General features: G+C 42.5%; 22 protein-coding genes and 5 tRNA genes. 23 read left to right on the forward strand and 4 right to left on the reverse strand.

The features are described from left to right. The first annotated feature begins 251 nt into the window (after positions 1 to 251). The 6 genes from AC3CIA_RS22375 (at position 252) to AC3CIA_RS22400 (ending at position 3,051) form a co-directional block, all read left to right on the forward strand. Entirely contained in the window at positions 252 to 2,057 is a 1,806-nt protein-coding gene (locus AC3CIA_RS22375) for a citrate lyase ligase (protein ID WP_488519097.1), read from the forward strand. Between the two features lie 323 nt (positions 2,058 to 2,380). After that, positions 2,381 to 2,467 (forward strand) — tRNA-Leu (locus AC3CIA_RS22380). Positions 2,468 to 2,550: 83 nt separating this feature from the next. Next, positions 2,551 to 2,624, forward strand: a tRNA-Cys gene (locus AC3CIA_RS22385). A 44-nt stretch (positions 2,625 to 2,668) separates the two neighbouring features. Beyond that, a tRNA-Gly gene (locus AC3CIA_RS22390) sits at positions 2,669 to 2,744 on the forward strand. A gap of 80 nt (positions 2,745 to 2,824) precedes the next feature. Then, positions 2,825 to 2,911: transfer RNA gene (locus tag AC3CIA_RS22395), tRNA-Leu, on the forward strand. 66 nt (positions 2,912 to 2,977) lie between these two features. Continuing rightward, positions 2,978 to 3,051 (forward strand) — tRNA-Cys (locus AC3CIA_RS22400). 157 nt (positions 3,052 to 3,208) lie between these two features. Here the strand turns inward: AC3CIA_RS22400 and AC3CIA_RS22405 are convergent. Then, positions 3,209 to 4,399, reverse strand: a complete 1,191-nt coding sequence (locus AC3CIA_RS22405; protein WP_488519098.1) for a hypothetical protein — start codon at positions 4,397 to 4,399, stop codon at positions 3,209 to 3,211. A gap of 621 nt (positions 4,400 to 5,020) precedes the next feature. Here AC3CIA_RS22405 and nirB point away from each other — a divergent pair. The 4 genes from nirB to cobA all read left to right on the forward strand — a co-directional run bounded on the left by nirB (position 5,021) and on the right by cobA (position 9,930). Continuing rightward, on the forward strand, positions 5,021 to 7,579 hold the full coding sequence (gene nirB, locus AC3CIA_RS22410) for a nitrite reductase large subunit NirB (protein ID WP_054546800.1): 2,559 nt from the start codon (positions 5,021 to 5,023) through the stop codon (positions 7,577 to 7,579). Positions 7,580 to 7,594: 15 nt separating this feature from the next. Further along, entirely contained in the window at positions 7,595 to 7,918 is a 324-nt protein-coding gene (gene nirD, locus AC3CIA_RS22415; protein ID WP_004731122.1) for a nitrite reductase small subunit NirD, read from the forward strand. Positions 7,919 to 8,041: 123 nt separating this feature from the next. Continuing rightward, on the forward strand, positions 8,042 to 8,857 hold the full coding sequence (locus AC3CIA_RS22420) for a formate/nitrite transporter family protein (protein ID WP_017109568.1): 816 nt from the start codon (positions 8,042 to 8,044) through the stop codon (positions 8,855 to 8,857). Positions 8,858 to 9,153: 296 nt separating this feature from the next. Beyond that, positions 9,154 to 9,930, forward strand: a complete 777-nt coding sequence (cobA, locus tag AC3CIA_RS22425) for a uroporphyrinogen-III C-methyltransferase (RefSeq protein WP_054546801.1) — start codon at positions 9,154 to 9,156, stop codon at positions 9,928 to 9,930. Between the two features lie 51 nt (positions 9,931 to 9,981). On the opposite strand, the gene AC3CIA_RS22430 is transcribed toward cobA, so the two are convergent. Continuing rightward, positions 9,982 to 10,533, reverse strand: a complete 552-nt coding sequence (locus AC3CIA_RS22430; RefSeq protein ID WP_488519099.1) for a DUF4174 domain-containing protein — start codon at positions 10,531 to 10,533, stop codon at positions 9,982 to 9,984. 235 nt (positions 10,534 to 10,768) lie between these two features. On the opposite strand from AC3CIA_RS22430, the gene AC3CIA_RS22435 reads away from it, so the two are divergent. The 3 genes from AC3CIA_RS22435 to AC3CIA_RS22445 all read left to right on the forward strand — a co-directional run bounded on the left by AC3CIA_RS22435 (position 10,769) and on the right by AC3CIA_RS22445 (position 13,370). Next, positions 10,769 to 11,242 (forward strand): LabA-like NYN domain-containing protein, encoded by a 474-nt coding sequence (locus AC3CIA_RS22435; RefSeq protein ID WP_004731130.1) that lies wholly within the window; start codon positions 10,769 to 10,771, stop codon positions 11,240 to 11,242. Positions 11,243 to 11,322: 80 nt separating this feature from the next. Next, the gene (locus AC3CIA_RS22440) at positions 11,323 to 11,988 is read left to right on the forward strand and encodes a response regulator transcription factor (RefSeq protein ID WP_054546803.1); all 666 of its coding nucleotides are present in this window, start codon (positions 11,323 to 11,325) and stop codon (positions 11,986 to 11,988) included. Beyond that, positions 11,985 to 13,370, forward strand: coding sequence for a histidine kinase sensor domain-containing protein (locus AC3CIA_RS22445; RefSeq protein ID WP_488519100.1), 1,386 nt, complete (start codon positions 11,985 to 11,987; stop codon positions 13,368 to 13,370). Before AC3CIA_RS22440 ends, AC3CIA_RS22445 begins: the two co-directional genes overlap by 4 nt. A gap of 249 nt (positions 13,371 to 13,619) precedes the next feature. On the opposite strand, the gene AC3CIA_RS22450 is transcribed toward AC3CIA_RS22445, so the two are convergent. Then, positions 13,620 to 14,924, reverse strand: a complete 1,305-nt coding sequence (locus AC3CIA_RS22450) for a dicarboxylate/amino acid:cation symporter (protein ID WP_017093555.1) — start codon at positions 14,922 to 14,924, stop codon at positions 13,620 to 13,622. A 555-nt stretch (positions 14,925 to 15,479) separates the two neighbouring features. On the opposite strand from AC3CIA_RS22450, the gene AC3CIA_RS22455 reads away from it, so the two are divergent. The 7 genes from AC3CIA_RS22455 to AC3CIA_RS22485 all read left to right on the forward strand — a co-directional run bounded on the left by AC3CIA_RS22455 (position 15,480) and on the right by AC3CIA_RS22485 (position 22,671). After that, a complete protein-coding gene (locus AC3CIA_RS22455) occupies positions 15,480 to 17,573 on the forward strand; it encodes a TonB-dependent siderophore receptor (protein WP_488519101.1) in 2,094 nt (697 codons plus the stop codon). A gap of 178 nt (positions 17,574 to 17,751) precedes the next feature. After that, positions 17,752 to 18,519, forward strand: coding sequence for a DUF3450 domain-containing protein (locus AC3CIA_RS22460; protein ID WP_171308617.1), 768 nt, complete (start codon positions 17,752 to 17,754; stop codon positions 18,517 to 18,519). After that, positions 18,519 to 19,895, forward strand: a complete 1,377-nt coding sequence (locus AC3CIA_RS22465) for a MotA/TolQ/ExbB proton channel family protein (protein ID WP_102556153.1) — start codon at positions 18,519 to 18,521, stop codon at positions 19,893 to 19,895. The genes AC3CIA_RS22460 and AC3CIA_RS22465 overlap by 1 nt, the downstream gene beginning before the upstream one ends. Next, on the forward strand, positions 19,895 to 20,455 hold the full coding sequence (locus AC3CIA_RS22470; RefSeq protein ID WP_010429842.1) for a MotA/TolQ/ExbB proton channel family protein: 561 nt from the start codon (positions 19,895 to 19,897) through the stop codon (positions 20,453 to 20,455). The genes AC3CIA_RS22465 and AC3CIA_RS22470 overlap by 1 nt, the downstream gene beginning before the upstream one ends. Then, complete coding sequence (locus AC3CIA_RS22475) at positions 20,452 to 20,856, forward strand: ExbD/TolR family protein (protein ID WP_004731145.1); 405 nt, start codon at positions 20,452 to 20,454, stop codon at positions 20,854 to 20,856. The genes AC3CIA_RS22470 and AC3CIA_RS22475 overlap by 4 nt, the downstream gene beginning before the upstream one ends. Before the next feature lie 19 nt (positions 20,857 to 20,875). Next, on the forward strand, positions 20,876 to 21,496 hold the full coding sequence (locus tag AC3CIA_RS22480; protein ID WP_054546808.1) for an energy transducer TonB: 621 nt from the start codon (positions 20,876 to 20,878) through the stop codon (positions 21,494 to 21,496). Next, complete coding sequence (locus AC3CIA_RS22485) at positions 21,493 to 22,671, forward strand: tetratricopeptide repeat protein (RefSeq protein WP_054546809.1); 1,179 nt, start codon at positions 21,493 to 21,495, stop codon at positions 22,669 to 22,671. Before AC3CIA_RS22480 ends, AC3CIA_RS22485 begins: the two co-directional genes overlap by 4 nt. 175 nt (positions 22,672 to 22,846) lie before the next feature. Here AC3CIA_RS22485 and AC3CIA_RS22490 read toward each other — a convergent pair whose 3' ends face one another. Then, positions 22,847 to 23,167 (reverse strand): hypothetical protein, encoded by a 321-nt coding sequence (locus AC3CIA_RS22490; protein ID WP_488519102.1) that lies wholly within the window; start codon positions 23,165 to 23,167, stop codon positions 22,847 to 22,849. 417 nt (positions 23,168 to 23,584) lie between these two features. Here AC3CIA_RS22490 and AC3CIA_RS22495 point away from each other — a divergent pair, with 417 nt between their 5' ends. The 3 genes from AC3CIA_RS22495 (at position 23,585) to AC3CIA_RS22505 (ending at position 25,761) form a co-directional block, all read left to right on the forward strand. Next, a complete protein-coding gene (locus AC3CIA_RS22495; RefSeq protein ID WP_488519103.1) occupies positions 23,585 to 24,214 on the forward strand; it encodes a PepSY-associated TM helix domain-containing protein in 630 nt (209 codons plus the stop codon). Positions 24,215 to 24,311: 97 nt separating this feature from the next. Then, entirely contained in the window at positions 24,312 to 24,830 is a 519-nt protein-coding gene (locus AC3CIA_RS22500) for a DUF2271 domain-containing protein (protein WP_065206167.1), read from the forward strand. Between the two features lie 94 nt (positions 24,831 to 24,924). Next, positions 24,925 to 25,761 carry a DUF4198 domain-containing protein gene (locus AC3CIA_RS22505; protein WP_017109579.1) on the forward strand — a complete coding sequence of 279 codons (837 nt, stop codon included), beginning with the start codon at positions 24,925 to 24,927 and terminating at the stop codon, positions 25,759 to 25,761. Positions 25,762 to 25,870: the final 109 nt, after the last annotated feature.

Raw genomic sequence — 25,870 nt, forward strand, 5'->3', positions numbered from 1 at the left:
GAAGGGGGGAATAAACGATGGAATGACATTCAGTTTGTATTAAAACTGTTCTATATAATATTAAATTGTAACATTTATTGATATTTTTTAATAACAATTCGAGTGTTGTCTAATAAGTAAGCTTTTTTAAATAATACGGTTTGTAACTAAGATAAATACAATGCCTTACTTAACCTTACATTATTGAAAATTTAATATGGTAGCATCTTCGAAATTTCGAAGTTATAAAGATAATGTAAAAGGCTCTATTCATGCTATCAAAAAGTCAATCGCATAAGTTAACGTTTTACTGGATATTAAAAAACTTATATATATTACTTCCTATACTACCTTCAAAAATCAAGATGTCTAAAAACCTTAGGCTTGCTGAGCTATATGTACAAAAAAAAGACTATAAAAAAGCAACTAGTCTTATAGAAGAGTTAGTCTACAAATTCAAAAAAAATGAATATTGTTTCATGTTATTGAATTTATATTTAATGAATGGTGACTCAGAAAAATCAAAAGAGCTTGAAGTTTCATTAGATTCCACTACTGAAAGTACTAATCTTGTAAAGAGTTTGGATATCTTAAATTCAAGTGTGAACGACTCTGATAAAGTGGCCTTTATCAAATCGTACATTGCTACAAAAGGAGCATCTTCAGTTCTCATTGATGTTAAAAGTGGAGAAGAACATTTAACTAAACTGTCTAAAGAGGAAAGGGACCTTGTTAACAACACAAAGCTCTATCTAAAGCAGAGAAGAGATTGGAGTCGCAGGAATAGTCCACCGACTTACATCAAATCACTCTATAGCAAAGATGAGCAGAACAAAATTGATGAGCTGTTTAGTGATGTACTGCCTATTGTAAGAGCAACCAAAGTATCTTTATCTGATCATGACAGCTCAGTTATATCAGTACAGAATGGGTTTAGAGCGACCACAGGCCAACCAGAAACATCAGATCGCCGAGTGCTTTTCTTCGGAGCATCAACAACTTTTTCGTATGGTATGAGCGACAAAAATACAATTGTCAGTCAGGTTCAGAAAAATATAAATAAAGTAACCGATAACGTTAGAGTTGAAAATCATGGCGTACTAGGGATGAATTTGCTTCTAGCGATGAATAATTTGGTACAAACGGAGATCAAGCAGGGTGATGTAATTGTTTTTTTCAACTTTGATGAATTCAAAAATGTTGAAAATACAGCTGTACTATCGATTGATCTCAACGATGTTGACCGAGGTGGCGACTTTTTCATTGATTTAAACGCGCGTCATTGTCATTACTCCCGTAAGGGAAATAAGGTAATGGGAGAGCTCGTAACAAATAATTTAATACCTGTGTTGAAAAGTGAACCCGTACCGCATCAATTCGACTTAGATAATAGAATGTTGTGTGTTCTAGAAAAGTTCAAGTACTTCCTATTCAAACATACTGCGCAGGCACTTGAATCTTGTGAAATGAAATCTTACTTAGAGTTATTGGATCAACATGCTACAGATAATGAAGGTGTCATAGGTAGCGTAGCTGTCAATTGTAACCCAATTACTAAAGGACATTTGCACTTAATCGAGTATGCGGCAAGAAGTGTCGATAAGTTGTTCATTTTTGTTATCGAAGAAGATAAATCTTTCTTTAAATTCGAAGATCGATTTAAGTTAGTCTTTGAAAGTACCAAGCATATTGGCAACGTAACCGTTATTCGAGGCGGAAAGTTTATTTGTACTGAATTGACTTACCCTGATTACTTCGATAAAGAAACTTCTGAAGCTAAAGCTGATGCATCAATGGAAGCCTGGTTTTTCTGTGAGTACATAGCTAAGGCGCTGAATATTAGTAAGATATTCCTTGGGAATGAGCCAATGTGTCAAACCACCCAACAATACAACGAAAAAATGCAGGAACTACTCCCTGCATATGATATTGAAGTTGAAATCATTGAGCGCATTTCAACAAATGGCGATGTGATTAGTGCTTCTAAAGTAAGGGAGTTCTTAGCAAGCCGAGATTTCAGCAGTATAGAAGCAATAGTTCCCAAGCCTACATACCAATTCTTAAAAGAAAATTATTAAGTTTGGGTTAGCTTTCAAACTACTTTTCTGTACAAAAGCCAGTCTGTTGACTGGCTTTCTTATTCGAATTCGGTAGCCATAGTTAAGTCCAATAGCTAATCCGAGGTCAAATTAGGTATTGTATGTAGGGTGTTGTGTGTGCAGTTTGTGCGATTTGTAGTAATTTCAATCGTTTGAGTTCGATAATTAATCACTTGAATTGAAAGATAAAATTTACTGTTGACGAATTTTTTCTATCCGTTAAAGTACACCTCGTTCTCACGGCTTAGGTCGCTGAGAGATGGTGTTTTACTCTTCAGTAATCAGCATCGCATGATTGCGTTGCCCTGGTGGTGGAATTGGTAGACACAAGGGATTTAAAATCCCTCGGCGTTCGCGCTGTGCCGGTTCAAGTCCGGCCCGGGGCACCATCTATCTAGTTTCTACTTTAAGTAGAGTGTTGAACAAAGAGTAGTTCTCTTTAAACACTTCAATATAGTTTTATGTTGATAAAGGCGCCTTGGCAGAGTGGCTATGCAGCGGATTGCAAATCCGTGGACCTCGGTTCGACTCCGGGAGGCGCCTCCATTCTCTTTCTTATTTAATTAATGAGAAATTAAAAGAATGAAATTGCGATACTAGCTCAGTTGGTAGAGCGCAACCTTGCCAAGGTTGAGGTCATCGGTTCGAACCCGATGTATCGCTCCAAATTTTGTAATGTTGATTCATTTTGACATTAAGATGGTGTTTTACTTTTCAGTAATCGGCATCGCAATAAAGAATTGCGTGCCCTGGTGGTGGAATTGGTAGACACAAGGGATTTAAAATCCCTCGGCGTTCGCGCTGTGCCGGTTCAAGTCCGGCCCGGGGCACCATCTATTTGATTGTTACTTTTTGTTAGGTAATACTCAAGAGAGTTGTTCTCTTTAAACACTATTGAAGGCGCCTTGGCAGAGTGGCTATGCAGCGGATTGCAAATCCGTGGACCTCGGTTCGACTCCGGGAGGCGCCTCCATTTTTTTAAAAGCCCGATCAGAAATGATCGGGCTTTTTTACGTCTGTAGGAAAGTGTACTTAGAAAACATTTCTTGTTCTGTCTTTGTTCAGAATCATTAAGGAAGCAAGTGCTATGAATCATATCTCCGTTTGATTAGTAAACACGTGTATGTGAATCAAAGAGTCCAACGCTGATCAGTGAACTGCACTTGTTCAATGCTTGATAGGGTATTCAAGCCATCGCGTGAAGTAACGGTGTCATTGAGCTGAAATTTACCGCCCCCAAGATTGTGGATTTGGTATTCACTTTTAGGACCATGTACTACAACCATATTAACACCTAAATTTCCGGTTACCTTATTATCATATCCATTGATCTCAATATTTGCGTTATTCTTGCCCGATAGCGTTAGTTTCGTCAGATATTGAGAGTGATGAGTGTAGGGTGTTGCTGGGTCATATTGCATTTTAAAAGTGCCGGTGAATGTATCTGCAATGTATGCGTCGTAAGCCAGTGTTGGAGCGAAAATCTGTTCCGTAATATATTGCGCGTTAGGATCTCTTGTAGAGAAGTCGTCGCGAGTTTTAACTTTGTATAACCCCCACATACCTTCGCCACTATACGCCCCCCAAAGCCCGTAATAGCTATCAATGACGGCTGCAAAGTATTCTTGGTCAACACTGACTTCTTCTTGCCACTCTTCCAAAGTGTCAACTGGAGGTGTATAGGCATTATGTAAAGCCTGAGTCTGTATTGTATTTAGCTCTTTTTGAAATAAAGGTAATGCCGATTTGCCACTTTGAGGGGAGTTAAGAACACCAATACCATAGTCATGGACTAGGTGGAGAATTTCCTCGTAAGACGCATCGCGATGCTCTTCATAATCCTGTCGAACATACCATTCTCCGCCTTCTACTTGAATTTCCTCTTCGAACAAGGGTTGGCCATCCAAATCGTCGTTATATTGGGGCTCATCGTGATAATTCATTAGTTTCAATATTGCGCCATTGTTCGCCATAGCATTTGCAATATCGCGTTTTGAGTCAGCGCTCCCGTATTTAGTGCCATCAACGGGGGTTAGATAGTGGTTGAGAATATTGACTGATTTGACTATTTGATAATCGCTCAGGCGATCCATAATTAGAATATGGATAGATTTGCCATTGGGGGCATTGACCGCGACATGTCGGTTATAACCTGCTTTGGAATACGCAGAGAACTGAGAAGGGACTGCTTCTATTGTGATCCCGTGAACAACGGATGGTTTGACATTTTCTTGGCTTGCCACAGGCTTGCTTTGGCTTGAACTATTACAACCGACAAGAAGAACATTGGCAGCGAATGCAGTTAAAGATAACACTTTCATGGGACACATCTTATGATTTTGAACGTAGTGCCAATATACCGAGATGTCGCGTGATATTGGGTGATTACAGTTGCTGTAATACATATCCATACAATGTCTTACAAAGCCCGTGATCCTAACCGTTCTATCATTTTAAGTTGTTAGCGGCCGCGAGTAGTGTCGAGGTATGGATGAGTAAAATGGCGAAGGTAATAGTTTCGTCTGTCATAGACACGTTATGCGTAATAGTAGAGGAGATGGTATTTGCTTTGTCACCATTAATTGATCATATGACTCTTCACAATTACTCATACTTCTTCATGAAGTAAGAGGTTTGGCAATTTGTAGAGTAGAAAATGGAACGGTAAATGAAAATGATTGTCATTTACTTACGTTGTTGCTAACCTATTATGAAACTTTACAACACTCTTTCTAGTGCGCCAAAGTGTATATAAAATCCCGCTAAACCCTATCAAAACCAAGGTTATTCGTTTGCTTAGCTCGATAAACAAGCAGATCTACCTCTTTTGTCCTACCCCTTTCGGGTAGTTCGTTTTCGTAATTGATTTACATCATATTTTCATTTTCTTTCATAATTCATTATTCGTGTAGTTAAGAAATATATAACCTTCAGGAATTCTTATGAGCAAGATGAAGCTAGTCGTAATCGGTAACGGGATGGTCGGTCATCGCTATATCGAAGATTTAGTCGAGAAGACAGATGTTGCGAACATGGACATTACGGTGTTCTGTGAAGAACCACGTGTTGCGTATGACCGTGTGCACCTTTCTTCTTACTTTTCACACCACACTGCAGACGAACTTTCTTTAGTTAAAGAGGGCTTCTACGAGAAAAACGGCATAAACATGCTGATCGGTGAACGTGCAATCAACGTTAACCGTGAGAAAAAAACGGTTTACTCAAGCACTGGCCGTGAAATCCAATACGACAAACTTGTTCTTGCTACTGGTTCTTTCCCTTTCGTTCCGCCAATTAAAGGCAACGAAGGTAAAGACTGTTTTGTTTACCGCACAATCGAAGATCTAAAAGCTATTGAAGCAACCGCTAAGAATTCTAAGTCTGGTGTTGTTGTTGGTGGCGGTTTACTAGGTCTTGAAGCGGCTGGTGCACTAAAAGCACTTGGCGTGACAACACACGTTGTTGAGTTTGCTCCTAAGCTAATGGCTGAGCAACTTGACCTAGCGGGTGGTAACCAACTTCGTCAAAAAATCGAACGTATGGGCGTAAACGTACATACAAGCAAGAACACGCTTGAGATTGCTCCTGAAGGCACTGAAGCTCGTAACGTGATGCGTTTTGCAGACGGAACAGAGCTCGAAACAGATTTCATCGTATTCTCTGCTGGTATTCGTCCACAAGACAAACTTGCTCGTCAAATGGGCTTGGGTATCGCACCTCGTGGCGGTATCGAGATTAATGATTACTGTCAAACGACGGATAAAGACATCTATGCGATTGGTGAGTGTGCGTCTTGGAACCAAACGTTCTACGGCCTTGTTGCTCCGGGTTACAAAATGGCGACCGTTGCTGTTGACCACGTTGTTGGTAACGAAAGCACATTTGAAGGTGCTGACATGTCTGCGAAGCTTAAGCTTCTGGGCGTGAAAGTAGGTTCAATCGGTGATGCAAACGGTCGTACTCCTGGTTGTAAAAGCTACGTTTACCAAAACGAAGAGCAAGAAGTTTACAAACGCTTAATCGTTTCTGAAGACAACAAGAAACTGCTTGGCGCAGTAATGGTTGGCGATACTTCTGATTACGGTGACCTTCTTCAACTTATGTTGAACGAAATTGACCTACCAGAACATCCAGATGCATTGATTCTTCCAGCACACGCTGGCGGTGAAAAACCAACGCTTGGCGCTGACTCCTTACCGGAAACTGCAGTTATCTGTTCTTGTTTCGACGTAACCAAAGGCAAGATCGCTCAAGCTGTTGCTGAAGGTCACCACACCATTGGTGATATCAAAGCAGTGACTGGCGCAGGTACAGGTTGTGGTGGTTGTATTCCACTTGTGACTTCTGTGCTAAACGCTGAACTTGCTAAAGCGGGTGTGGAAGTGAAGAACGACGTTTGTGAGCACTTTGCTTACTCTCGCCAAGAGCTTTTCCACCTAATCCGCATCGAAGAAATCAAAACATTCGACGAGCTACTTGAGAAGTACGGTAAAGGCTACGGCTGTGAAATCTGTAAGCCTCTAGCGGGTTCTATCCTTGCTTCTTGCTGGGGTGAGCACATCCTTAAGCCTGAGCTAGTAAAACTGCACGATACCAACGACAACTTCTTAGGTAACATTCAGAAAGATGGTACTTACTCGGTTATCCCTCGTATGGCGGGTGGCGAAGTAACGCCTCAAGCTCTAAGCGTTCTTGCGGATGTTGCGGCTGAATACAACCTATATACGAAGATCACTGGTGCACAACGTATCGGTCTATTCGGTGCTCAGAAAGATGACTTACCAGCAATCTGGAAGAAGTTAATCGCAGCCGGTTACGAAACGGGTCAAGCTTACGCAAAAGCACTTCGTATGGCTAAGACATGTGTCGGTTCAACTTGGTGTCGTTACGGCGTTCAAGATTCAGTTGGCCTAGGCGTGATGATCGAGAACCGTTACAAAGGCATCCGTACGCCTCATAAGATGAAGTTCGGTGTGTCTGGCTGTACTCGTGAGTGTGCTGAAGCTCAAGGTAAAGATTTAGGTATTATCGCAACGGACGCTGGTTGGAACATGTATGTGTGTGGCAACGGTGGTATGAAGCCTCGTCACGCAGATTTATTGGCAAGCGATCTAGACCAAGAAACACTGCTGAAATACATCGATCGTTTCATGATGTTCTACATCCGTACGGCTGCGCCACTACAACGTACTTCGGTATGGATGGATAACCTAGAAGGCGGCGTTGACTACCTACGTGAAGTGATTGTAGATAATAAACTTGGCATCAACGACCAGCTCGAAGCTGACGTCGCTGGCCTAGTGGGTAACTTTGCTTGTGAGTGGACTGACACTATCAACGATGAAGCTCAACTTAAGCGCTTCTCACACTTCATCAATGCTGATGACCGTGATGAAAACGTTGTGTTTGTTAACGATGGCCGTGAACAACACCGCCCAGCAACATTTACAGAAAAACACCCAGAAGCGAAGGGCGACATCCTTCACGTTGAACTGGTTTAATTGGGAGACGACATCATGGCATTTACCAAAGTTTGTAAGATCGAAGATATTATTCCAGGTACCGGTGTTTGTGCATTGGTTGGTGGTGAGCAAGTTGCTATTTTCCGCCCAACTAAAGCTGAAGAAGTGTTCGCTATTAGTAATACTGACCCGTTTTTCCAATCAAACGTTTTATCTCGCGGTTTAACGGTTGAGCACAAAGGTGAGCTTTGGGTGGCGAGTCCACTTAAGAAACAACGCTTTAACCTAGCAACAGGTGTGTGCATGGAAGACGAGAACTTCAGCGTGAAAGCGTATAAAGCTCGAATTACCAAAGGTGCTGTTGAAATTTCAGCATAATCGAATACGTAACAAGATTTGATAGATCAAGGGTTCTAGTTATCGACATTGCCTTAGTTCGGCAACTAGAACCTTTTCCTATCCGATTTTAACTTTTAATTTTAACTTTTTAAGGACAACCTTATGTCTCCTGATTTTAAACCAGCTGAATTCGTTCAAACGATGATCGATGTGGGTGAAGCGAAAACGAAAACAAGTACTCGCGATCTTCTGATTCGAAGCACAATGGCAGGCATCATTCTTTCTCTTGCTGTTGTTGTGGCAATTACGACTATCGTGCAAACAGGCATTGGTATTGTTGGCGCTCTTGTGTTCCCAGTGGGCTTCGTTATTCTAAGTGTAATGGGCTACGACCTAGTAACAGGTGTATTTGGCCTTGCTCCTTTAGCGAAATTCGATAACCGCCCAGGTGTGACTTGGGGGCGTGTTCTACGTTGTTGGGGTATTGTTGGCCTTGGTAACCTTATCGGTTCTCTAATCGTTGCGGTACTGGTTGCTATCTCATTAACGGGTAACTTCTCTTTAGATCCAAACGCAGTAGCACAAAAGTTCATTGCGGTTTCTACAGCTCGTAGCCTAGGTTTTGAAAACATGGGTATGGACGGATGGATCACGTGTTTCGTACGCGGTATCTTCTGTAACCTAATGGTATGTCTAGGCGTGATTGGTAACATGACAGCACGCACTGTGTCTGGTCGTGTAGCAATGATGTGGTTCCCAATCTTCATCTTCTTCGCACTAGTATTTGAGCATACAGTAGTTAACATGTTCCTATTCCCACTGGGTATGATTCTAGGCGCTGATTTCGGTATCGCGACATGGTTGAACTTCAACCTTATCCCTACAATCCTTGGTAACATCGTAGGTGGCCTTTTCTTAACATGTGTTCCTTTGTTCCTAACACACGCTAGAACCGCTCCTTCTCTAGGTGCTAAGTAATTCTGAATACGGTGAAACGTAATTTAGTATGAGATTAAGAGCCCCAACAACATGTTTGGGGCTTTTTTAGTTCGAAAGCCTTAAACATCATCAATGCGTTGATTTTTATTGAGTAAAATAGCCGCAATAGACTGTTTTGTTATAATTACTTCTATCTTCGTTAGTATTTAGACTGAATATTTAATTCAACACCTGATAGTCTAAGGGTTAAGGATTTGGATAAGTCATCATGAATACAGTGACTTATCACATAGATTAAAGCTTGAGATAGAACAAGCAAACCTTCGGAGCACAGCATGTCAGAAGTATCGTCATCGAATGTTAAAGAAGTAACCAAAGGATTGGTTTCATTAGTAGGCGCAGGCCCTGGTGACCCAGACTTACTTACCCTAAAAGCGGCACGTGTTATTCAACAGGCTGATGTGGTCGTTTATGACCGCTTAGTATCTAAAGATATCTTGGCAATGGCTAACTCCTATGCAGAAATGCTGTATGTGGGGAAAAAGCTCGACCATCACTGTGTACCACAAGATCAGATCAACCAACTGCTAGTGACTAAAGCGCAAGAAAATAAACATGTTGTTCGCCTTAAAGGCGGTGACTCGTTTATCTTTGGTCGTGGTGGTGAAGAGTGCGAAACTCTGGCTGAAAATGGTGTGAGATTTGAAGTGGTACCCGGTATCACCGCAGCTGCAGGCGCTACCGCGTATGCGGGTATTCCGCTTACACATAGAGATCACGCACAAAGCGTTCAATTCATTACTGGTCATCTAAAGAAAGATGGTGAAGATATTGATTGGCGTTCGCTTGCTCAACACAATCACACGATCGTGTTTTACATGGGTTTAAAAGAGAGCCCGAACATTCAGAAAAATTTACTAGATAACGGTATGCGAGCAGACATGCCTGTTGCGATTATTGAAAATGGTACGCGCCAAGAACAGAAAGTGTTCCGTGGTGGTTTGAGTGACTTAGCCAACCTTGCGAGTGTCGCAAAAAGCCCAGCATTGATTGTGGTAGGTAGCGTTGCTCAGCTTCATGAAAAATTGGCTTGGTTTAACAAGCAAGCTTAATTGATTAATTTACAAGTTAGTGTGTTAAGCGACCGCTTAGCTGACTAAGAATCAAATACTGCAGCGGCTACTTTGTCGCTGCATTTCTTTTTGGCGCATAGGCATCTCATCAATAATGTTGGTGATAAGGTTCCAATCAGTCTTCCCATTCCATCGATGCTTTTCTTTTCCGTCTTTACCTATCAAAACAGCAGTATGTGAGCCTTTCGGTATTCCATAGCTGTCGGTTACCGCCTCTAAGTTAAATTCTTCTTCAAGCCAAGTAGGGACTGTGTAGCCGCTTTCCGCGATGACTATGATAACCACGTCTCGTTCATCCAATTGACAGTTATTGATCAACACTTCATTGAGAAACTCTTTGACGGCAGAGTCCTCATTCGGTGCAAAATAGATCACACTGCGGTGCGGCAAGGCCTTGGAGTGAGAGTAGGCTGGGTAAGCGTGCAACGAGTTGACTGACAGAATCATAAACATAACCGCGCTTGTTAATAGAGTTTTCAATGGTTTGGATATTGCTTTGGTTATCGCTGCGCAGCAACGTGGCAATACTGAGCCATTGGTGTTGCTGCCAACGTACGATCTGATTATTTGTCGGTACTGCATGTTCCACCTTCCTTGATAAACTCAAACAAGCTCTGAGTTAAGCTAATAACAACTACGTTAAGCTAATAGTAGCGACGTTAAGCCAATATCAGTTACGTTAGGCCAATAACAGCTGCGTTAAGCCAATAATAGCTACGTTAAGCATAGCCAATGAGTTCATTTTTATTAAAGAAAGCGGCTCGCATTTTAGAGTTGAATAGAATAGGGTATACGGAAAATCTAAAGGTATGAAATTATGGAAAACATAGCAATTTTGGTCGACGTTCAGAACGTTTACTACACAACGCGCGACAAATACCGTTCTAACTTCGACTATAACCAGTTTTGGTATGTTGCCACGGAAGGGCGTAACGTTGTGGCAGCCAATGCTTACGCAATCTCAAGCCAAGATCCAAAGCAGCGTCAATTTCATCATATCCTTCGTGGTGTTGGTTTTAATGTGAAGTTAAAACCCTTTATTCAGCGTCGAGATGGCAGTGCAAAAGGCGACTGGGACGTGGGTATTGCGTTAGACGCGATAGAACTCGCAGAGACGGTTGATACGATTGTTTTGGTATCTGGAGACGGTGATTTCGAAATCCTTGTAGAGCGAATCAAAGAGCGTTTTGGCAAACCTGTTGAAGTGTATGGTGTTCCGGGGTTAACTGCTCAAAATCTTATCGATTCTGCCTCAAAATTTGTACCGATTGAAAAAGATTTTCTTCTATAGAGGAAATCCTGCACTTTATAATTGAAATCAATAATAACGATAATTAGAATGCAAACTGTTCTTATTTATCGGTGTGTGCAATGTCTCGCGTTTTAGTTGTTGATGATGATATCCAGTTGTGTGAGTTACTGGGTGAAGTATTGGAAAATGAGGGGTATCACGTCGATACCGTTCATTGTGGTGAATCTGCGCTAGAGTTTATTCAATCGAACCCTGTCGATTTGGTTCTACTAGACGTAATGCTTCCAAACTTGAGCGGAATTCAAGTGGCGAGGCGTATTTGTCAGCGTTTTGCTACTCCTATTCTTATGCTGACTGCACTGAACGACGATGCCTCTATGCTGGATGGCTACCAAGCTGGAGCCGACCAGTACATCGCCAAACCTTTCAATGTTCCTGAGCTCCTAACCCGAATCAAGGTAATCTTGCGCCGCGTTGGTTTTGAACGTCAAAGGCAATCTTTGGCTTCACCTAATCAAGGCTTGTGTGAACAACTTTCTCGTTTACCGTTAACGGGTACTGAGAAAGAACTGCTTGATTACTTGGTCAAAAACGACGGTATTGTTGTATCTAAATCTGACCTTCAAATCCATGTTCTAAAGAAAGAACTCTGTCCTTTCGATCGTAATTTAGATATGCATATCAGTAATATACGTCGGAAGCTCGTTCAGGCTGGCTTGTCTAAGCAACACATCAAAACCGTTCGTGGAAAAGGGTATAGCTACCTAGAGTCGGTAGGGGTATGAGTCAGAAACTGCTGCGTTGCCCTGATTTTATTGCCAAGCGTAAAGATGGTTTAACGTTCCAGTTGTTCAGTTACCTGACCGTCATTTTAGTTAGCATTTTGATCCTGCAAGGTGTCGCTGAAAGAGCCTTGATGAAAGCGCTGCTTAAAGTGCCAGAATCGGTTAAAGCGGAAATGCTCGACCTTGCCTATCAAGCGAATGTGTTGATTGAAGAAGGGGACATGGATGAACTCGCGGATTGGGGCAATGCTCAGCAGTATTATCTGTTCGTCATTGATAAAGACAATCGTCCGATTACACATCGTCACATGCATCCGCATTTTGAATTTAAGCTTAAATACTTAAGAACGTTAGATCACCAACTTAGTGATCGTGTGAGTAAGCCGATATTCGGCCTGCCACTTAATAACGGTAAAACACTGGTTATCCAACTCCCACACCAGTTTCACCCGGCTAAATCCTTTGCGCCATATTCTTACATGTTGAAAGCGGTAATAGCTTTGATCGTGTTGTCTCTGTTCTCAATTATCATGGCGAAAAGCCTGCAGCAGCCGCTGGATAGATTAAGAGAAGCGAGCCGCAGACTTGCGCAAGGCGACTTCACTGTCAGTGTTGTTTCTGAGTTAAATTCCACGACGCGGGAGTTCAACGAACTTGCTCATGATTTTGATCATATGACAGTTGAGATCAAGTCTCTCGCTGAAAAGCAGCGTCGTTTGATTCGCGATGTGTCTCATGAACTTAGAACACCATTGGCAAGGCAAAACCTCGCATTGCACCTGTTGCGCAGTAAGGTAGATGATAAGAGCATAGGCTTGCTTGAGCGAATGGAAAGTGAAACGGAAGAGATGAACAAGTTGGTGGGTGAGATCCTTGAATTCAGCCGTCTAGAAACGTCTCGCTATGACTCCAAGTTAAGCTTGATGCATCTTGAGCATTATTGTTCGATGCTAATCGCGCAGATGCAAAATGATTTAAAACCGAATCAAACCTTGATTGGTGATTTAGAGATGCCGACATCAATGGTTAATGTTGATGAAAGGTTACTCCTTCGAGTTATCGGTAATTTGGTGAGTAACGCGATCAAATATGCGGGTGAGAATGCTCATGTTGTCGTGACTACCTATGAACTGTTAACCGATAAACGTTACAGTGTCATATCTGTAGAAGATGATGGTGATGGCATTCCTGATAACAAGATTGCAGGTATATTCGACCCGTTTACACGAATAGAATCAGCCCGAGACAAACAGTCTGGCGGTTACGGCTTAGGCCTTGCGATCGTGAAGGAAGCCATGGGTGTGATGAATGGGCATGTTACTGCTGAGAATAGAGACGGTGGAGGGCTTAGAGTGAACCTTATGTTCCCAATCGCCGACTAGCTTCTTGTTGTTACCTGTCGTGCTCCATCTATAACGATGGCTGAAAGCGTGCTGAGAAACATTGCTTAGAAATATAGCTAAGTAATATAGCTAAGTAATATATCTAAGTAATATATCTTAGAAACATAGCCCAATAAAAAACGCCACTGCAGATGCAGTGGCGTTTTTGTTTATACGCTTTTCGTTATCAGCTAGGCATAGCCATTAATTACGCCTCAGCTTGAAGGTAAGAGCGACAGAAAAGCTAGATTATGCCTGTTGGCGTGTTAGCTTAACTTCTTCTTCTTTCTCACCAGCTGCAGGGTCATTGAAGCGAGCTTCGTCAAAAGAACCTTCAGACTTAGCCACAATGATAGTTACGGCACTATCACCTGTGATGTTTACTGCGGTACGAATCATATCAAGAAGGCGGTCAACACCCATGATAAGCGCGATACCTTCAAGCGGTAGACCAACTTGGTTCAATACCATTGCTAGCATAACAAGACCAACACCAGGAACACCTGCAGTACCAACAGACGCCAATGTCGCTGTTAGGATAACCATCAAGTAGTCACCCATAGTAAGGTCAATGTTGTAGGCTTGTGCGATAAACGCCGTTGCAACACCCTGCATGATAGCAGTGCCGTCCATGTTCACTGTTGCACCTAGTGGTACAGTGAAAGAAGCGACTTTGTTGTCAACACCCATGCGGTTTTTCGCCGTTTCCATTGTTACTGGAATCGTCGCATTCGAAGAAGCCGTTGAAAATGCGAACATGATGGCATCTTCCATTTTACGTAGGAACGTAATAGGGCTTAAACCTGTGAAACCTTTTAGCATCGCACTGTAAGTAACCAAACCGTGTAGGAGTAGGGTACCTGCAAGTACTAAGAAGTATTCTGCTAGGTTCCAGATTGCGCTTAAACCAAGGCCGGAGAACAGCTTCGCCATTAAGAAGAACACACCATAAGGCGCAAGGTTCATCAGTAGCGCAACAAGCTTCATGATCACTTCGTTCAAATCAGAGAAAACCGCAGCGATACGCTCGCCAGGTTTACCCGCTGCACTGATTGCAATACCAAACAACACAGCAAATACGATCACTTGCAGCGTTTTGCCCTCAGCCATCGCCTGAATAGGGTTGGTTGGGAACATGTCGATGATTACTTGGCCCAAAGAAGGGGCATCCGCTGATTTGAAAGAGCTCGCAGCAGTAAGATCCGCACCAGCTCCAGGTTGGAACAGGTTACCGATAGTGAGTGCTAGAGTGATAGCAACGGCTGTAGTACCGATATAAAGTGCAAGCGTTTTGCCACCCATACGGCCAAGAGTTGATAAGTCTTTAAGAGAGCTTGTACCGCACACTAGTGAAACGAAGACTAGAGGTACAACAAGCATTTTTAAACTGGCGACAAAAATCTGTCCGCCTACTTCAAAGAGTCCGTTAACGATGTAGTTGTTAACAAATCCGCTGTCTGCAAAAAGGGATTGAATGGCAAATCCCGTTAATATGCCCACGACCATACCGAGGATAACTCGACCAGTTAGCGACATAGGTTTCTTGGTATTCATTTAGAACACTCCTTATTATTTATAACTTTGATACCTTTTCAAAGTGAGCAGGAGATTAGCAGTCGGTTGTTCAAATCGAAAAACAAAAAATGAGTTTGAAATTATAGATGTGATCACAATCACTGATAATTGTGTAAATTAAACAAATAAAAACAAAGTAATTCACTATCTATTTACATTTATCGAGGGTTTTATACATAAATCCGTCGTTTCAAAGGTAGTAAATAAGACAAGACAATTTTCTTATCGATCGTCATATCTTAAATAGACCAAGCAAATAATGGTGTTTCAGAAGATTCGAAGATAACTGCGAGGTTTTTTATTCAAACGAGCTGTAAATATCTGTATCGAATTGGATTTGTATAACCTGTTAAAACCACTAGATAAGCCCCTTTACAAAGCTTTACGAATGCAAAGAATGTAAATTTAATGCAAATGGTAATAGTTATCACTTATATTCACTCCCGAAATGATTAGTGGTACCGGAAACGGTTCAACGAGTACATCGAATAAATAAAAAGTGCTCGAATAAAAGAATAAAGCGGAGTAAAGGACATGTTTTCAAAGAGCCCATTGGCTTTAGTGATCGGCGCAGTATTAGCTTCACCAGCAGTATTGGCAGAAACAGTAAAAACAGACGAACACATGGTTGTTGAAGGTCGCGACTACGGTTACAAAGCCGACACAAACACAACAGCAATGCGCATGGAGGCCACTCAATTAGAGACTCCGGGACAAGTTTCAGTAATCGATGAGCAAATCATCGATGAACAGCGTGCTAGCACTTTGGGCGAAGTTTTACAAAACGATGCAAGTGTTAGTGCTGGCGGTACAAGTCGTAACCGTGAGCGTTTTTCTCTTCGTGGTTTTGAATTAAGCAGCTCTGACGGCTTTTTACGTGATGGACATCAACATTGGTCTCATTACCGCCAACCTATTGAGCTTTTAGAGCGTGTTGAGGTTTTAAAAGGCCCATCAGGTTTACTTTACGGTAAGTCGGAGCCGGGTGGCCTTGTAAACATGGTTACCAAAAAGCCGACTGCGAATACTCAGATGTCATTAAGTCAAGATGTGGGCTCTGATGACCATTATCGCACGACACTGGACGTAAGCGGATCTCTAAACTCAGATGAGACACTTCGTGCTCGTACAGTGCTTTCTAAAGAAACATACGGCTCATACCGTTCTTATGGTGATGGAACTGAACCAGATACAGATCGTTTTGTTGGTGGTTTATTTGTGGAATATGACATTACAGATCGAGTAATGATTTCTGCACATTACGACAAAACAGAAGATCATGGTAGCGTCGATTCTGGTGCATATATTGTTAACGGAAAGCCAGTTCTTGGAAATACACACATCTGGGATGCTGAGTGGTCAAAAATTGAAAACGATGTAGAGAACTACGGTGTTGCAGTTGATGCGCTGATTACCGATACAGTTGGTTTGAAAGTGGGATATAACCGTCAGAACTTTGAACGTTTTGATGTGGAATCATACCCAAGCTTTTCTGATTATGAAGAGACGGGCCTTATCAAGCACTCAGGTAATGAGCGTTCAGATAAGTGGGTATTTGATACAGCATATGTTGATGTAACTAAGGACTTTGAACTATTAGGAACTGAGAATACTTTGTTAGTAGGTGGTAACTGGTTGGGTTACTCTTACGACCGTCATCAAACTTACTATAACTCAGTGTCTAAAGCTCCGAATGAAACTGTTGGTAAACCAGGCTATTCGGGAAAAGTGAAAGAATCTGATTCTGAATATGAAGCTTACGGTATTTATCTTCAGAATATGATGACTATAAATGACCAGTGGCAAGTTCTTGTTGGCTTACGTTTTGATGAGAAGAAAACTGATGACCTAACAGAGAACCAAGTTTCTCCAAAGCTTGGTGTTATCTATCACCCCGCGGAAAATGGCTCTATTTATGTACAGTACTCAGAGAGCTTTATGCCTCAAGGTGTTGTGAGTGGTGATGAGTACGTAAATGATGGCGAAGAGTTAGATGCGGAACGTGGTATTTCTTATGAAGTAGGCACAAAGTGGGAATTGCTTGATGAGCGTTTGTTCTTAAGTGGGGCATTATTCGATATTACCAAAGAAAACATTACGCTTGATGTGGAGGCCGGTGTCGACGGTAATGGCGATACTCTTTACAACAAGACTCAAGGAGGTGAGCAACAACACCGTGGTGTTGAACTCTTAGCTCAAGGTTTTGTAACCGAAAAGTTCTCTCTTAGTGCGTCAACGATGTATCTAGATGCCGAGATTACTAAGGACGATACTTATCAAGGTAACAAACCAGCAGATGTTCCTGAACTATCTGCAAGCCTTTGGTCTACATACAAAGTTATCGAAAGTACAGATGTTAACCTTGGTTTAATTTATGAAGGTGAGCGTTATGGTGATGCTGCAAATACCTTTAAGAAAGACGGTTATGCTCGATTTGATATGGGTGCATCATATACACATAAATACAATGATGACTTAGACATTGTTGCTCGTTTGAATATAGAAAATGTATTTGATACTGAGTACTTAGCGGGTGGTGGTTCAACAAGCTCAAACCAAGATGGTGCAAAAAATGTAGTCATTGGCGAAGGTCGTAACTACATGGCGACTTTGCAGGTAAAATACTAATTTGTTAGTAGGGTACTATTACTAGCATAAAGACTAAGGGGAAAGTTTCGGCTTTCCCCTTTCGTGATTCTGCTATTTAGTAAAATATCCCTAGTAATGTGAGTGACTTTTAATGATAATGAGACTGCTTATCAATAAAATTCATTTGACCTTCTTCTTATAGTAAATGACTACAATTATGAATCTTTTAAAAACTAGCCTAGCACTTGCGATCTGTTTGGTTGCAACGTCTTCGATGGCAAACAGCTTGGATCAAGCTCAATCAATTCAAAACAAGACCAATAACGCGTCGGCTTCGAGCCAAAAGGTTATTGATAAAAGCTCACAAGCGACTTTAATGCTGCAAGCTGAGATTGAGCGTCTGCAAGAAGAAGTTAAGAACTTAGAAATCTATCACGATCACCTTGCTGCATTGGTTGAGAGCCAGAATCAAGAAGCTCAGAGCATTGAAGGGCAGATCGACGAAATCAAATATACACGTCAAGGTGTTGTGCCTCTGATGTACCAGATGATTGATGGCCTTCAGCAGTTAGTTGAGCAAGATGTGCCAATCAAGAAAGAACAGCGTCTAGAAAGAGTTGAAAAGCTGCAAGCGATGATGACTCGCGCGGATGTAAGTGATGCAGAAAAGTATCGTCGTATCCTAGAGGCATATCAAATTGAGATGGACTACGGTATCAAGCTGGGTGTCTATCAAGGTCGCGTAGCATTGACCAGTGAAAAAACGATTGAGGCTGATGTACTGCACCTAGGTCGCATCTCTTTAGTCGCTCGCAATCTAAATGGCAGCCAATATTGGTCTTGGGATCAAACAGAAGATCAATGGCAAGAGCTTGATTCTTCGATGAAGTCTGAGCTAGATAAAGCCTACGATATCGCTGGTCAACAAGCGGCTCCAAGCTTGATTACTTTACCTGTTTCTTTAACTGTTGCGGAGGTTAAGTAATGAACTTAAAGCCATTAGCAGCATTGCTTTGTATTACTTCAATTTCATTTTCTGCTTTCTCAGCTTCTGATACGACTGCTCAGCTAGTTAACAAGGCAAAATCAGAGAATCGTACTCAAGCTTCTCACAACGTAGTGCGTGAAGCGGACTTCAAAAAGACAGAACAAGAACTGAAAGCGATCAAGGCGCAGCTTGAAGCGAAACGTACTTCAATCCAAGGCGCTACAGACGTTCTTACTCAAACCTTTAGCGATAACGAAAACAAACTTGCGCGTTTAGAAGAGAAGTTGCGTTTAGAAACAGGCAGCCTTGGTGAGCTATTCGGTGTCGTTCGTCAGAACGCAAAAGAATTGGGCGCAGAGCTTAGCTCAACCGTGAATAGTGTTGATCGCGCTGAGCATACCGCAACTGTTGATCAAATTATCGATGCTAAATCACTACCATCAATGCCACAGCTTTCTGGCTTGTGGATGAGTATGGTTGAACAGATTCAAGCGAGCTCAGAGCTTAGCAAATCACAAATTGCGTTCATTAACGGTGAAGGCAATACACAAACAGTTGACGCGTACCGTCTAGGTTCAATTGGTCTAGTGACAGACCAAGGTTACGTTAGCTGGAATACTCAGCGTGAAGATGCAATTGCGTATCTGAAACAGCCATCAAATGGTCCAACACTGGCATCGCTTTCTTCACTTGCGAATGGCGAAGTATCTAATGTTGTTGTCGATCCTTCTCGTGGATTCATGCTTGAACAACTAGCGCTAACCCCAAGTCTAGCTGACCGCCTTCAAGCGGGTGGTGTGGTTGGTAAAGTGATTCTTGGATTATTAGCCATTGGCCTAATCATCGCATTGGTTCGTGGTATTTCTCTTGCTATCGCTCGTCAGAAGATTCGCGCACAACTTAAGAACCCTGAACAACCGGGTAATAACCCGCTTGGTCGTGTTCTTGCAGTTTACAACAAAGAGCAAAACCAAACGGTTGAAGCACTGGAGCTGCGCCTTTTAGAAGCCGTCGTTGATGAACAGACTCATTTAGAGAAAGGTTTATCGATGCTAAAACTTCTAGCAGCACTCGCACCAATGCTTGGCTTGTTGGGCACCGTAACCGGCATGATCGAAACATTCCAAGTGATCACACAGTTTGGTAATGGCGATCCTAAAGTGATGGCTGGTGGTATTTCGATGGCGCTTGTAACAACGGTACTTGGCCTAGTTGCTGCAATGCCATTGCTATTGGCACATAACATTCTTAGCACTCAGTCAGAGAACATTCGTAATATTCTTGAGAAGCAGGGTATTGGCCTTGTTGCTGAGCAGGCAGAGAAAACAGTTGAATCAAAAGCTGTCGTTTCACCAGTTGGGACTGCTGCGTAATGGATATCTTGTCGGGTTCTCTATTACCAGCGAGTTGGTTAACGAGTGACTGGCTGCTGTCTTTATCAAGCTTTATGGAGCAGGGTGGTTTCGTCCTGTGGTGGCTAGCGGCTGTTGTCCTAGTGTATTGGGTGCTTGTGGTAGAACGCGTGCTTTATCTTGCGTTCTATTTTCCAAAGCAACGCCAAGCTTGGATTGCAAAGTGGCATGAAAGAGAAGATCACTCTTCTTGGCACGCTAAAGCCATTCGTGAAGGTTGGTTAGGTCAAGCGAGTATCTTACTTAACCAAAACTTGAATTTTATTAAGCTGTTAGTCGCTATTTGTCCGATGTTGGGCTTGTTAGGCACCGTCACCGGTATGATCTCTGTTTTTGATGTCATGGCGACTCAAGGAAGCAGCGATCCTAAATTGATGGCTTCAGGTATCTCGTTGGCAACACTGCCAACCATGGCTGGTATGGTTGCTGCATTAGCGGGCATGTTTGTCCATGCACGCTTAGCGAAAGTGTGTAACCGCTTAGAATTGAAATTAGAAAAATCTTTAAGGAGTCAACGATGAGACTCGGTCGACGTCATTCTAAAAATGAAGAGGCTCAAATAGACCTTACTTCGATGCTTGATATTGTCTTTATCATGCTTATTTTCTTTATTGTGACCAGTTCATTTGTTCGTGAATCAGGGGTTGAAGTCAATCGCCCACAAGCGTCTAACGTAGTAAGCCAAAAGGATGCGGGCATCTTTGTTGCGATTACGTCTGCGAATGATATCTTCATCGATAAACGTGTTGTCGATGTTGAACGTGTTCAAGCGACGTTAGAACATTTATTGCTAGAACAACCTGATGCTTCTTTGGTCATTCAAGCGGATGAACACGCTTATAACGGAACTGTCGTAAAAGTGATGGACGCCGCTAAAGGTGCTGGTGTGAAAAACATTGCGCTTGCTGCTGAAAAGCGATGATCTTGGAGGATCTTTATAAATGATTCGCCTTTTTCTTGCCTTACCGATAGCGGGGGCACTGGGTTTAGCTCTGTTTTCCTTCATGGCTTGGATGGTTGATAATGGCCATCAACGTTCTCCAGAAAGTGGTGAGACTTTAAGTTTCAACATGGTGATGGTGGAACAAGAACAAGACGTTCAAAGAAGACAACGTGCCGTTCCTGAACAGCCAGAAATGCCAGAACCACCACCAGAAGCGCAAACGTCTCAGTCACAAGCTGAAGTTACGCCTCTGAATTCGATGTCTTCACTGCCTTCATTGGATTTGAATACATCTGTTGATGGTCTAGCGATTAACGCGCCGACATTTTCTGATTTTGGGTCAAACCAACAGGCAATGCCTCTGTATCGAGTAGAACCTCGTTACCCAGCGAAGGCGCTTAAGCGTGGCGCTGAAGGTCATGTCATTATGTCTTTTACTATCGATGAGACGGGGCGCCCAGTTGATATTCAAGTCACTGACGCAAACCCACGTCGTATGTTTGAACGTGAAGCGATGAGAGCACTTAAAAAATGGAAATATCAACCGAAAGTCGTCGATGGAAAAGCGATAGCTCAGGTTGGTCAAACCGTGAAACTAGAGTTTAAGTTGGCAAAATGATGAAACAGATATGGATATTAGTGGGCGTGTTGTTAATGCCCCTTACAACACAAGCAAAAGAGCTAACTCAATATACTGCTATTCGTGTTCAAAAAGCGCACAAGCTTGCTCAAGATGAACAGGTTAAACAGGCGATTGACGTTCTTGCAGGCTTGGAGCTTTCTAAAGGCTACGACAAAGCGTACGTAGCTCGTATGCTTGGTGTGTTTTACTGGCAAGATGGCAAAACCGACACGGCAATTAAGCAGCTTACTTATGCGGTCGACAGCAATTTGCTGGTTGATGAACAGGCTTGGATAACGAAACGCATGCTGGCTGATTTGTTGTTGAACGATCAGCAGTTTAAAAACGCGCTTCCGCACTATTATCAGTTAGTAAAAACAGCGCCAGAAAAAGAAAAGAAAGACACGCTTTGGATGCGAATTGCACAAGCTGAATACCAAATTGAAAACTGGTCGAAAGTCCTAGTGGCCATCGGTAATCGAGACAAATTCAATTCAAAAGCAGAGTTGTCGCCTCTATCGCTGAAATTGGGCGCACAGCTTCAGTTAAAGCAGTGGAAGCAATCTATTCCAACACTGGAAAGCCTCATTGAACTTCAACCAGAGAAAGATAACTGGTGGCGTCAACTTGTTGGTATTCAGCTAAGATTAGAACGTAATCGTGATGCATTGAACACATTAGCGCTGGCTGATCTACAAGGTGTTGAGCTGAAAAACTCAGATCGCCGCTTGTTAGCACAGCTTTACGCGAAACGCGGCATTCCAGAACGCGCAGCACAAGAAATTAGCAAGCTAGATGATGCGAACAGCGACGTTCAACTTCTGGCTGAGCAAGCAACTTACTGGCAGCTAGCGAAAGAGTGGGACAATGCGATTGAAGTGTGGACGCTAGCGTCTAAAAAAGACACTCAATATCATTGGAATGTGGCTCAACTATTGGTTCAGCAAGGTTACTACGACCGAGCGCTGGTTGTTTTAGACAAAGTGAAAGACAAAAACAAACAAGCCGACGTCGCATTGGCGAAAGTACGTTCTTGGTACAAGTTAAAGAACCTTGATAACGCACTGGCACAAGCGAAGCGTGCGAACAACATTGAACCTTCTTCTGAAGCAAAAGGTTGGATTAAATATCTGACTCAGCTAAGAACAGTTAGTGATAACGGAAACGTCTAACTACTGATAGCTAAAAAGAGAAGATAAGAGACAGCACATAGAAGCTAGAAATAAGAAAAGCAAAAGGGTGTCATTTGATCGTTCAAATGACGCCCTTTTTTATATATTGAATAAAATTGTGCCTTAGTGCTTCATTAGGCCTTGGTGTTTGATCGAGGTATGAGCAAAGGCAAAATTAAGGGCTACACATCTCGCCACTGTGCGATCCCGCGATGATCATTCCGTTTTGGTCAGCAACCCAGTTGATAGTGCAGTCACGATAGGGGTTTTTGAAAGCATGTTGTGTTTCGCCATTCTCGAATGGGGTTTGAGTTTCTACCCAAGCAAACGTGCGCGACTCCCAAAATGAAACAGCTTGAGAGTGAGGCGTTAAATACAACTTTTGGGCGTCGGCAATATTGGAGCCGATATAACTCTCGATATGTTCGTCAGTGCCGATAATCTGGCTAGTACAAGCCGTTACCAACATGGTAAAAGCTAAAATAATAATACGCATTTCAAAATCCTTTTAAACATGTATCGCCATGCTCGTTTTATAGACAATAAGCTTAAACTACTCTTGAACAGATCGTGATGTTAATGATCTTGATAGTGATCTCAGTTCTAAATACTTCCAGTTTTCCTTTCTTAAATGCACGGTGTATCCACCTATTGCTTTCTATCGATGATCTTTGGGTTGAATCACATTGACGTTTGTCCCCTTGATTGACGTTTGAAACTGTTATTACCGCCAGCTCTAAACGTTAAAAAGATTTACATGTTAACAGAGTAGATAAGCAGTTCGATTACTTCCCTTGTAATATTACGTAAATTTGCTTACGCCGCTCGGCAAACGTAAACAATGTAAATTGAATGCCAATACGAATGATTATCAACTAAATTGACGCCATAAAATTTATAGGTATTGGTTTGTATGTCGTTAAAAAGTAGGGCGGTTCAATCATGGGCTCGTCGACTTCATGTTTATATTTCAATGGCGCTTCTGCTCGTTGTTCTTTTCTTCTCAGTGACAGGTATCACCCTTAATCGACCTGAGTTATTTGAATCAACCCAACCCAATATCCAACGGTCTACGTTAACGCTTCCTACAAGTTTATTTTCAATCCAAGACGGGCGATTGAAAGCCGACGAAACGGCCTTTGAGACATTTCTGTTTGAAGAAGCCAACCTATCTGGCGTCCCTTCAGGTTTAGACATCTACGCAGAGATTGAAAACGGTGAGTTGCTCATCGGCGAAGTGTCTATGGACTTCAAAGGACCAGGCTACAACGCCTCTGTGTTCGTTGACGTGACGTCTGAAATGGTGGAAGTCGAAACCACCAATTACGGCGTTATCGCGCTTTTGAACGACCTACACAAAGGCCGTAACAGCGGTGAAGTTTGGAAGTGGTTCATCGATATCACTGCTCTGCTGATGATCTTTTTTGTGCTGACTGGCGTGTGCTTATTGTTACCTAAGAAAAAAACGCTCAATACCTCCATTAAATGGACGGTGTTTGGGTCTGCAATCTCTCTTGCTATCTATTTTGTCGCCGTACCTTAATTCTTAATTAGCTTGATCAATCAGGTTGATGAGTCAGCTTGGTGAATCAACTTGAAGAGCGAATTAAAGGTTAAACGGATTTAAAAGGTTGTTAAACATGAAAAAAATGAACTGGAGCAAGGTGCTTCTTGCTTTATCTCTTTTGCCAAGCCTAGGTATGGCACAAGCGATCCCTGATACGGCAAAACTTGATGTGAACTTTAAGCTTCCAAAGATTGATACCTCAATGTACGCGCGTCCTTATGTGGCGGTGTGGGTAGAGAACAGCGAACGAAAGTCAGTGAAAACCATTGAGCTTTGGGTCGGTAAAGATGAATGGCTTAAAGATTTACGTAGCTGGTGGAGAAAGGTTGGGCGTTACGATCGTGAATTGGTTGATGCAGTGACGTCTGCAACGCGCCCTGCTGGCCAGTACCGCTTCGTTTGGGATGGTAAGAGCGATGATGGCCAAACTCTAGAACAGGGCGAGTACACGGTTCATATCGAAGTTGTTCGTGAACACGGTGGCCGTAATTACCTTCGTCAAAAAGTATCGCTAACAGATTCAAACGCTTCTTATGAGCTAAAGGCGACGGAAGAGACGGGTGAAATCACTCTGAACTACATCGCTAAATAACAAGTGCGAATAGCAAACTGAACAGAATAGACAGCAGTAATCGTAGGCTCAGATAGAGCGACACGGCTAACAATTATAAATAATGGAATTGAACATGATGAAACAAACAAAAATCAAAGCACTTGCACTAGCGGGTGTGATGGCATTCGGCCTAGCCGCAACGACAACAGCACAAGCTCACCCGCGTTGGATACTACCATCTCACTTTACTGTATCGAAAGAAGGCGGTGACTGGCTAACGTTCGACGTGACTGCATCTCACGGTACGTTCGTTTTCGATAAGCCAGCAGGCAGTGAAAACGCTCATGTCATCATGCCAGACGGTCGCAGCGAGCGTCCAAACTTTGTTATTCGCGGTAAACGTCGTTCAATCTTTGATTTTTACTTTGAAGAAGAAGGCACGCACAAAGTGGCGATCAACAATGAGCCTTCTTACTACACGCAATACAAGGCCGGTCGTCGTGACACAGTGAAATGGATTAAAGCAAACAAAGCGGAACGTGACTCTGTGCTTCCTGAAAAGTCGCGTGACGTGGTAACACAAATCAGTTTCACCCGTGCAGAAAGCTACATCACAGTGGGTAAGCCATCGGATTCAGTATTTAAGATTGAAGGTAAGCTACTTGAAATGAAGCCAGTAACGCACCCTTCAGACATCATTGAAGGCGAACCGGTGACATTCCAATTCTTCTACAACGGTGAAATCCAGAAAGATGTGAAAGCGGAGATCACTCGAGAAGGCACGCTTTACCGTAACCACCAAGAGCAGATTGATGTTGTGAGTGACGAGAACGGTGAAATTACCTTCACTCCAGACGTAGCGGGTCGTTACGTAATGAAAGCGAACTACAAAGGTGAGTTGATTGACAACCCACTGGCAGACAAAGCAAGCGCGAACGTTCACCTAACGTTCGAAGCATTGCTTCAATGATTTGTGATATCGGGGTTAGACCCCTGATTAAGCAACCAAAAACTTAAGGGCTCATTTGAGCCCTTTATCGCTCAGTTTACTTCTGAGAATTTGCACTGTGGCTAGGGTA

The organism is Vibrio sp. QJM3NY_27 (assembly GCF_057785955.1).

Coding starts and splice junctions, on each gene's coding strand:
- AC3CIA_RS22375 (WP_488519097.1), top strand. CDS start 252: ATGCTATCAAAAAGTCAATCGCATAAGTTAACGTTTTACTGGATATTA.
- AC3CIA_RS22405 (WP_488519098.1), bottom strand. CDS start 4,399: ATGAAAGTGTTATCTTTAACTGCATTCGCTGCCAATGTTCTTCTTGTC.
- nirB (WP_054546800.1), top strand. CDS start 5,021: ATGAGCAAGATGAAGCTAGTCGTAATCGGTAACGGGATGGTCGGTCAT.
- nirD (WP_004731122.1), top strand. CDS start 7,595: ATGGCATTTACCAAAGTTTGTAAGATCGAAGATATTATTCCAGGTACC.
- AC3CIA_RS22420 (WP_017109568.1), top strand. CDS start 8,042: ATGTCTCCTGATTTTAAACCAGCTGAATTCGTTCAAACGATGATCGAT.
- cobA (WP_054546801.1), top strand. CDS start 9,154: ATGTCAGAAGTATCGTCATCGAATGTTAAAGAAGTAACCAAAGGATTG.
- AC3CIA_RS22430 (WP_488519099.1), bottom strand. CDS start 10,533: ATGCAGTACCGACAAATAATCAGATCGTACGTTGGCAGCAACACCAAT.
- AC3CIA_RS22435 (WP_004731130.1), top strand. CDS start 10,769: ATGGAAAACATAGCAATTTTGGTCGACGTTCAGAACGTTTACTACACA.
- AC3CIA_RS22440 (WP_054546803.1), top strand. CDS start 11,323: ATGTCTCGCGTTTTAGTTGTTGATGATGATATCCAGTTGTGTGAGTTA.
- AC3CIA_RS22445 (WP_488519100.1), top strand. CDS start 11,985: ATGAGTCAGAAACTGCTGCGTTGCCCTGATTTTATTGCCAAGCGTAAA.
- AC3CIA_RS22450 (WP_017093555.1), bottom strand. CDS start 14,924: ATGAATACCAAGAAACCTATGTCGCTAACTGGTCGAGTTATCCTCGGT.
- AC3CIA_RS22455 (WP_488519101.1), top strand. CDS start 15,480: ATGTTTTCAAAGAGCCCATTGGCTTTAGTGATCGGCGCAGTATTAGCT.
- AC3CIA_RS22460 (WP_171308617.1), top strand. CDS start 17,752: ATGAATCTTTTAAAAACTAGCCTAGCACTTGCGATCTGTTTGGTTGCA.
- AC3CIA_RS22465 (WP_102556153.1), top strand. CDS start 18,519: ATGAACTTAAAGCCATTAGCAGCATTGCTTTGTATTACTTCAATTTCA.
- AC3CIA_RS22470 (WP_010429842.1), top strand. CDS start 19,895: ATGGATATCTTGTCGGGTTCTCTATTACCAGCGAGTTGGTTAACGAGT.
- AC3CIA_RS22475 (WP_004731145.1), top strand. CDS start 20,452: ATGAGACTCGGTCGACGTCATTCTAAAAATGAAGAGGCTCAAATAGAC.
- AC3CIA_RS22480 (WP_054546808.1), top strand. CDS start 20,876: ATGATTCGCCTTTTTCTTGCCTTACCGATAGCGGGGGCACTGGGTTTA.
- AC3CIA_RS22485 (WP_054546809.1), top strand. CDS start 21,493: ATGATGAAACAGATATGGATATTAGTGGGCGTGTTGTTAATGCCCCTT.
- AC3CIA_RS22490 (WP_488519102.1), bottom strand. CDS start 23,167: ATGCGTATTATTATTTTAGCTTTTACCATGTTGGTAACGGCTTGTACT.
- AC3CIA_RS22495 (WP_488519103.1), top strand. CDS start 23,585: ATGTCGTTAAAAAGTAGGGCGGTTCAATCATGGGCTCGTCGACTTCAT.
- AC3CIA_RS22500 (WP_065206167.1), top strand. CDS start 24,312: ATGAAAAAAATGAACTGGAGCAAGGTGCTTCTTGCTTTATCTCTTTTG.
- AC3CIA_RS22505 (WP_017109579.1), top strand. CDS start 24,925: ATGATGAAACAAACAAAAATCAAAGCACTTGCACTAGCGGGTGTGATG.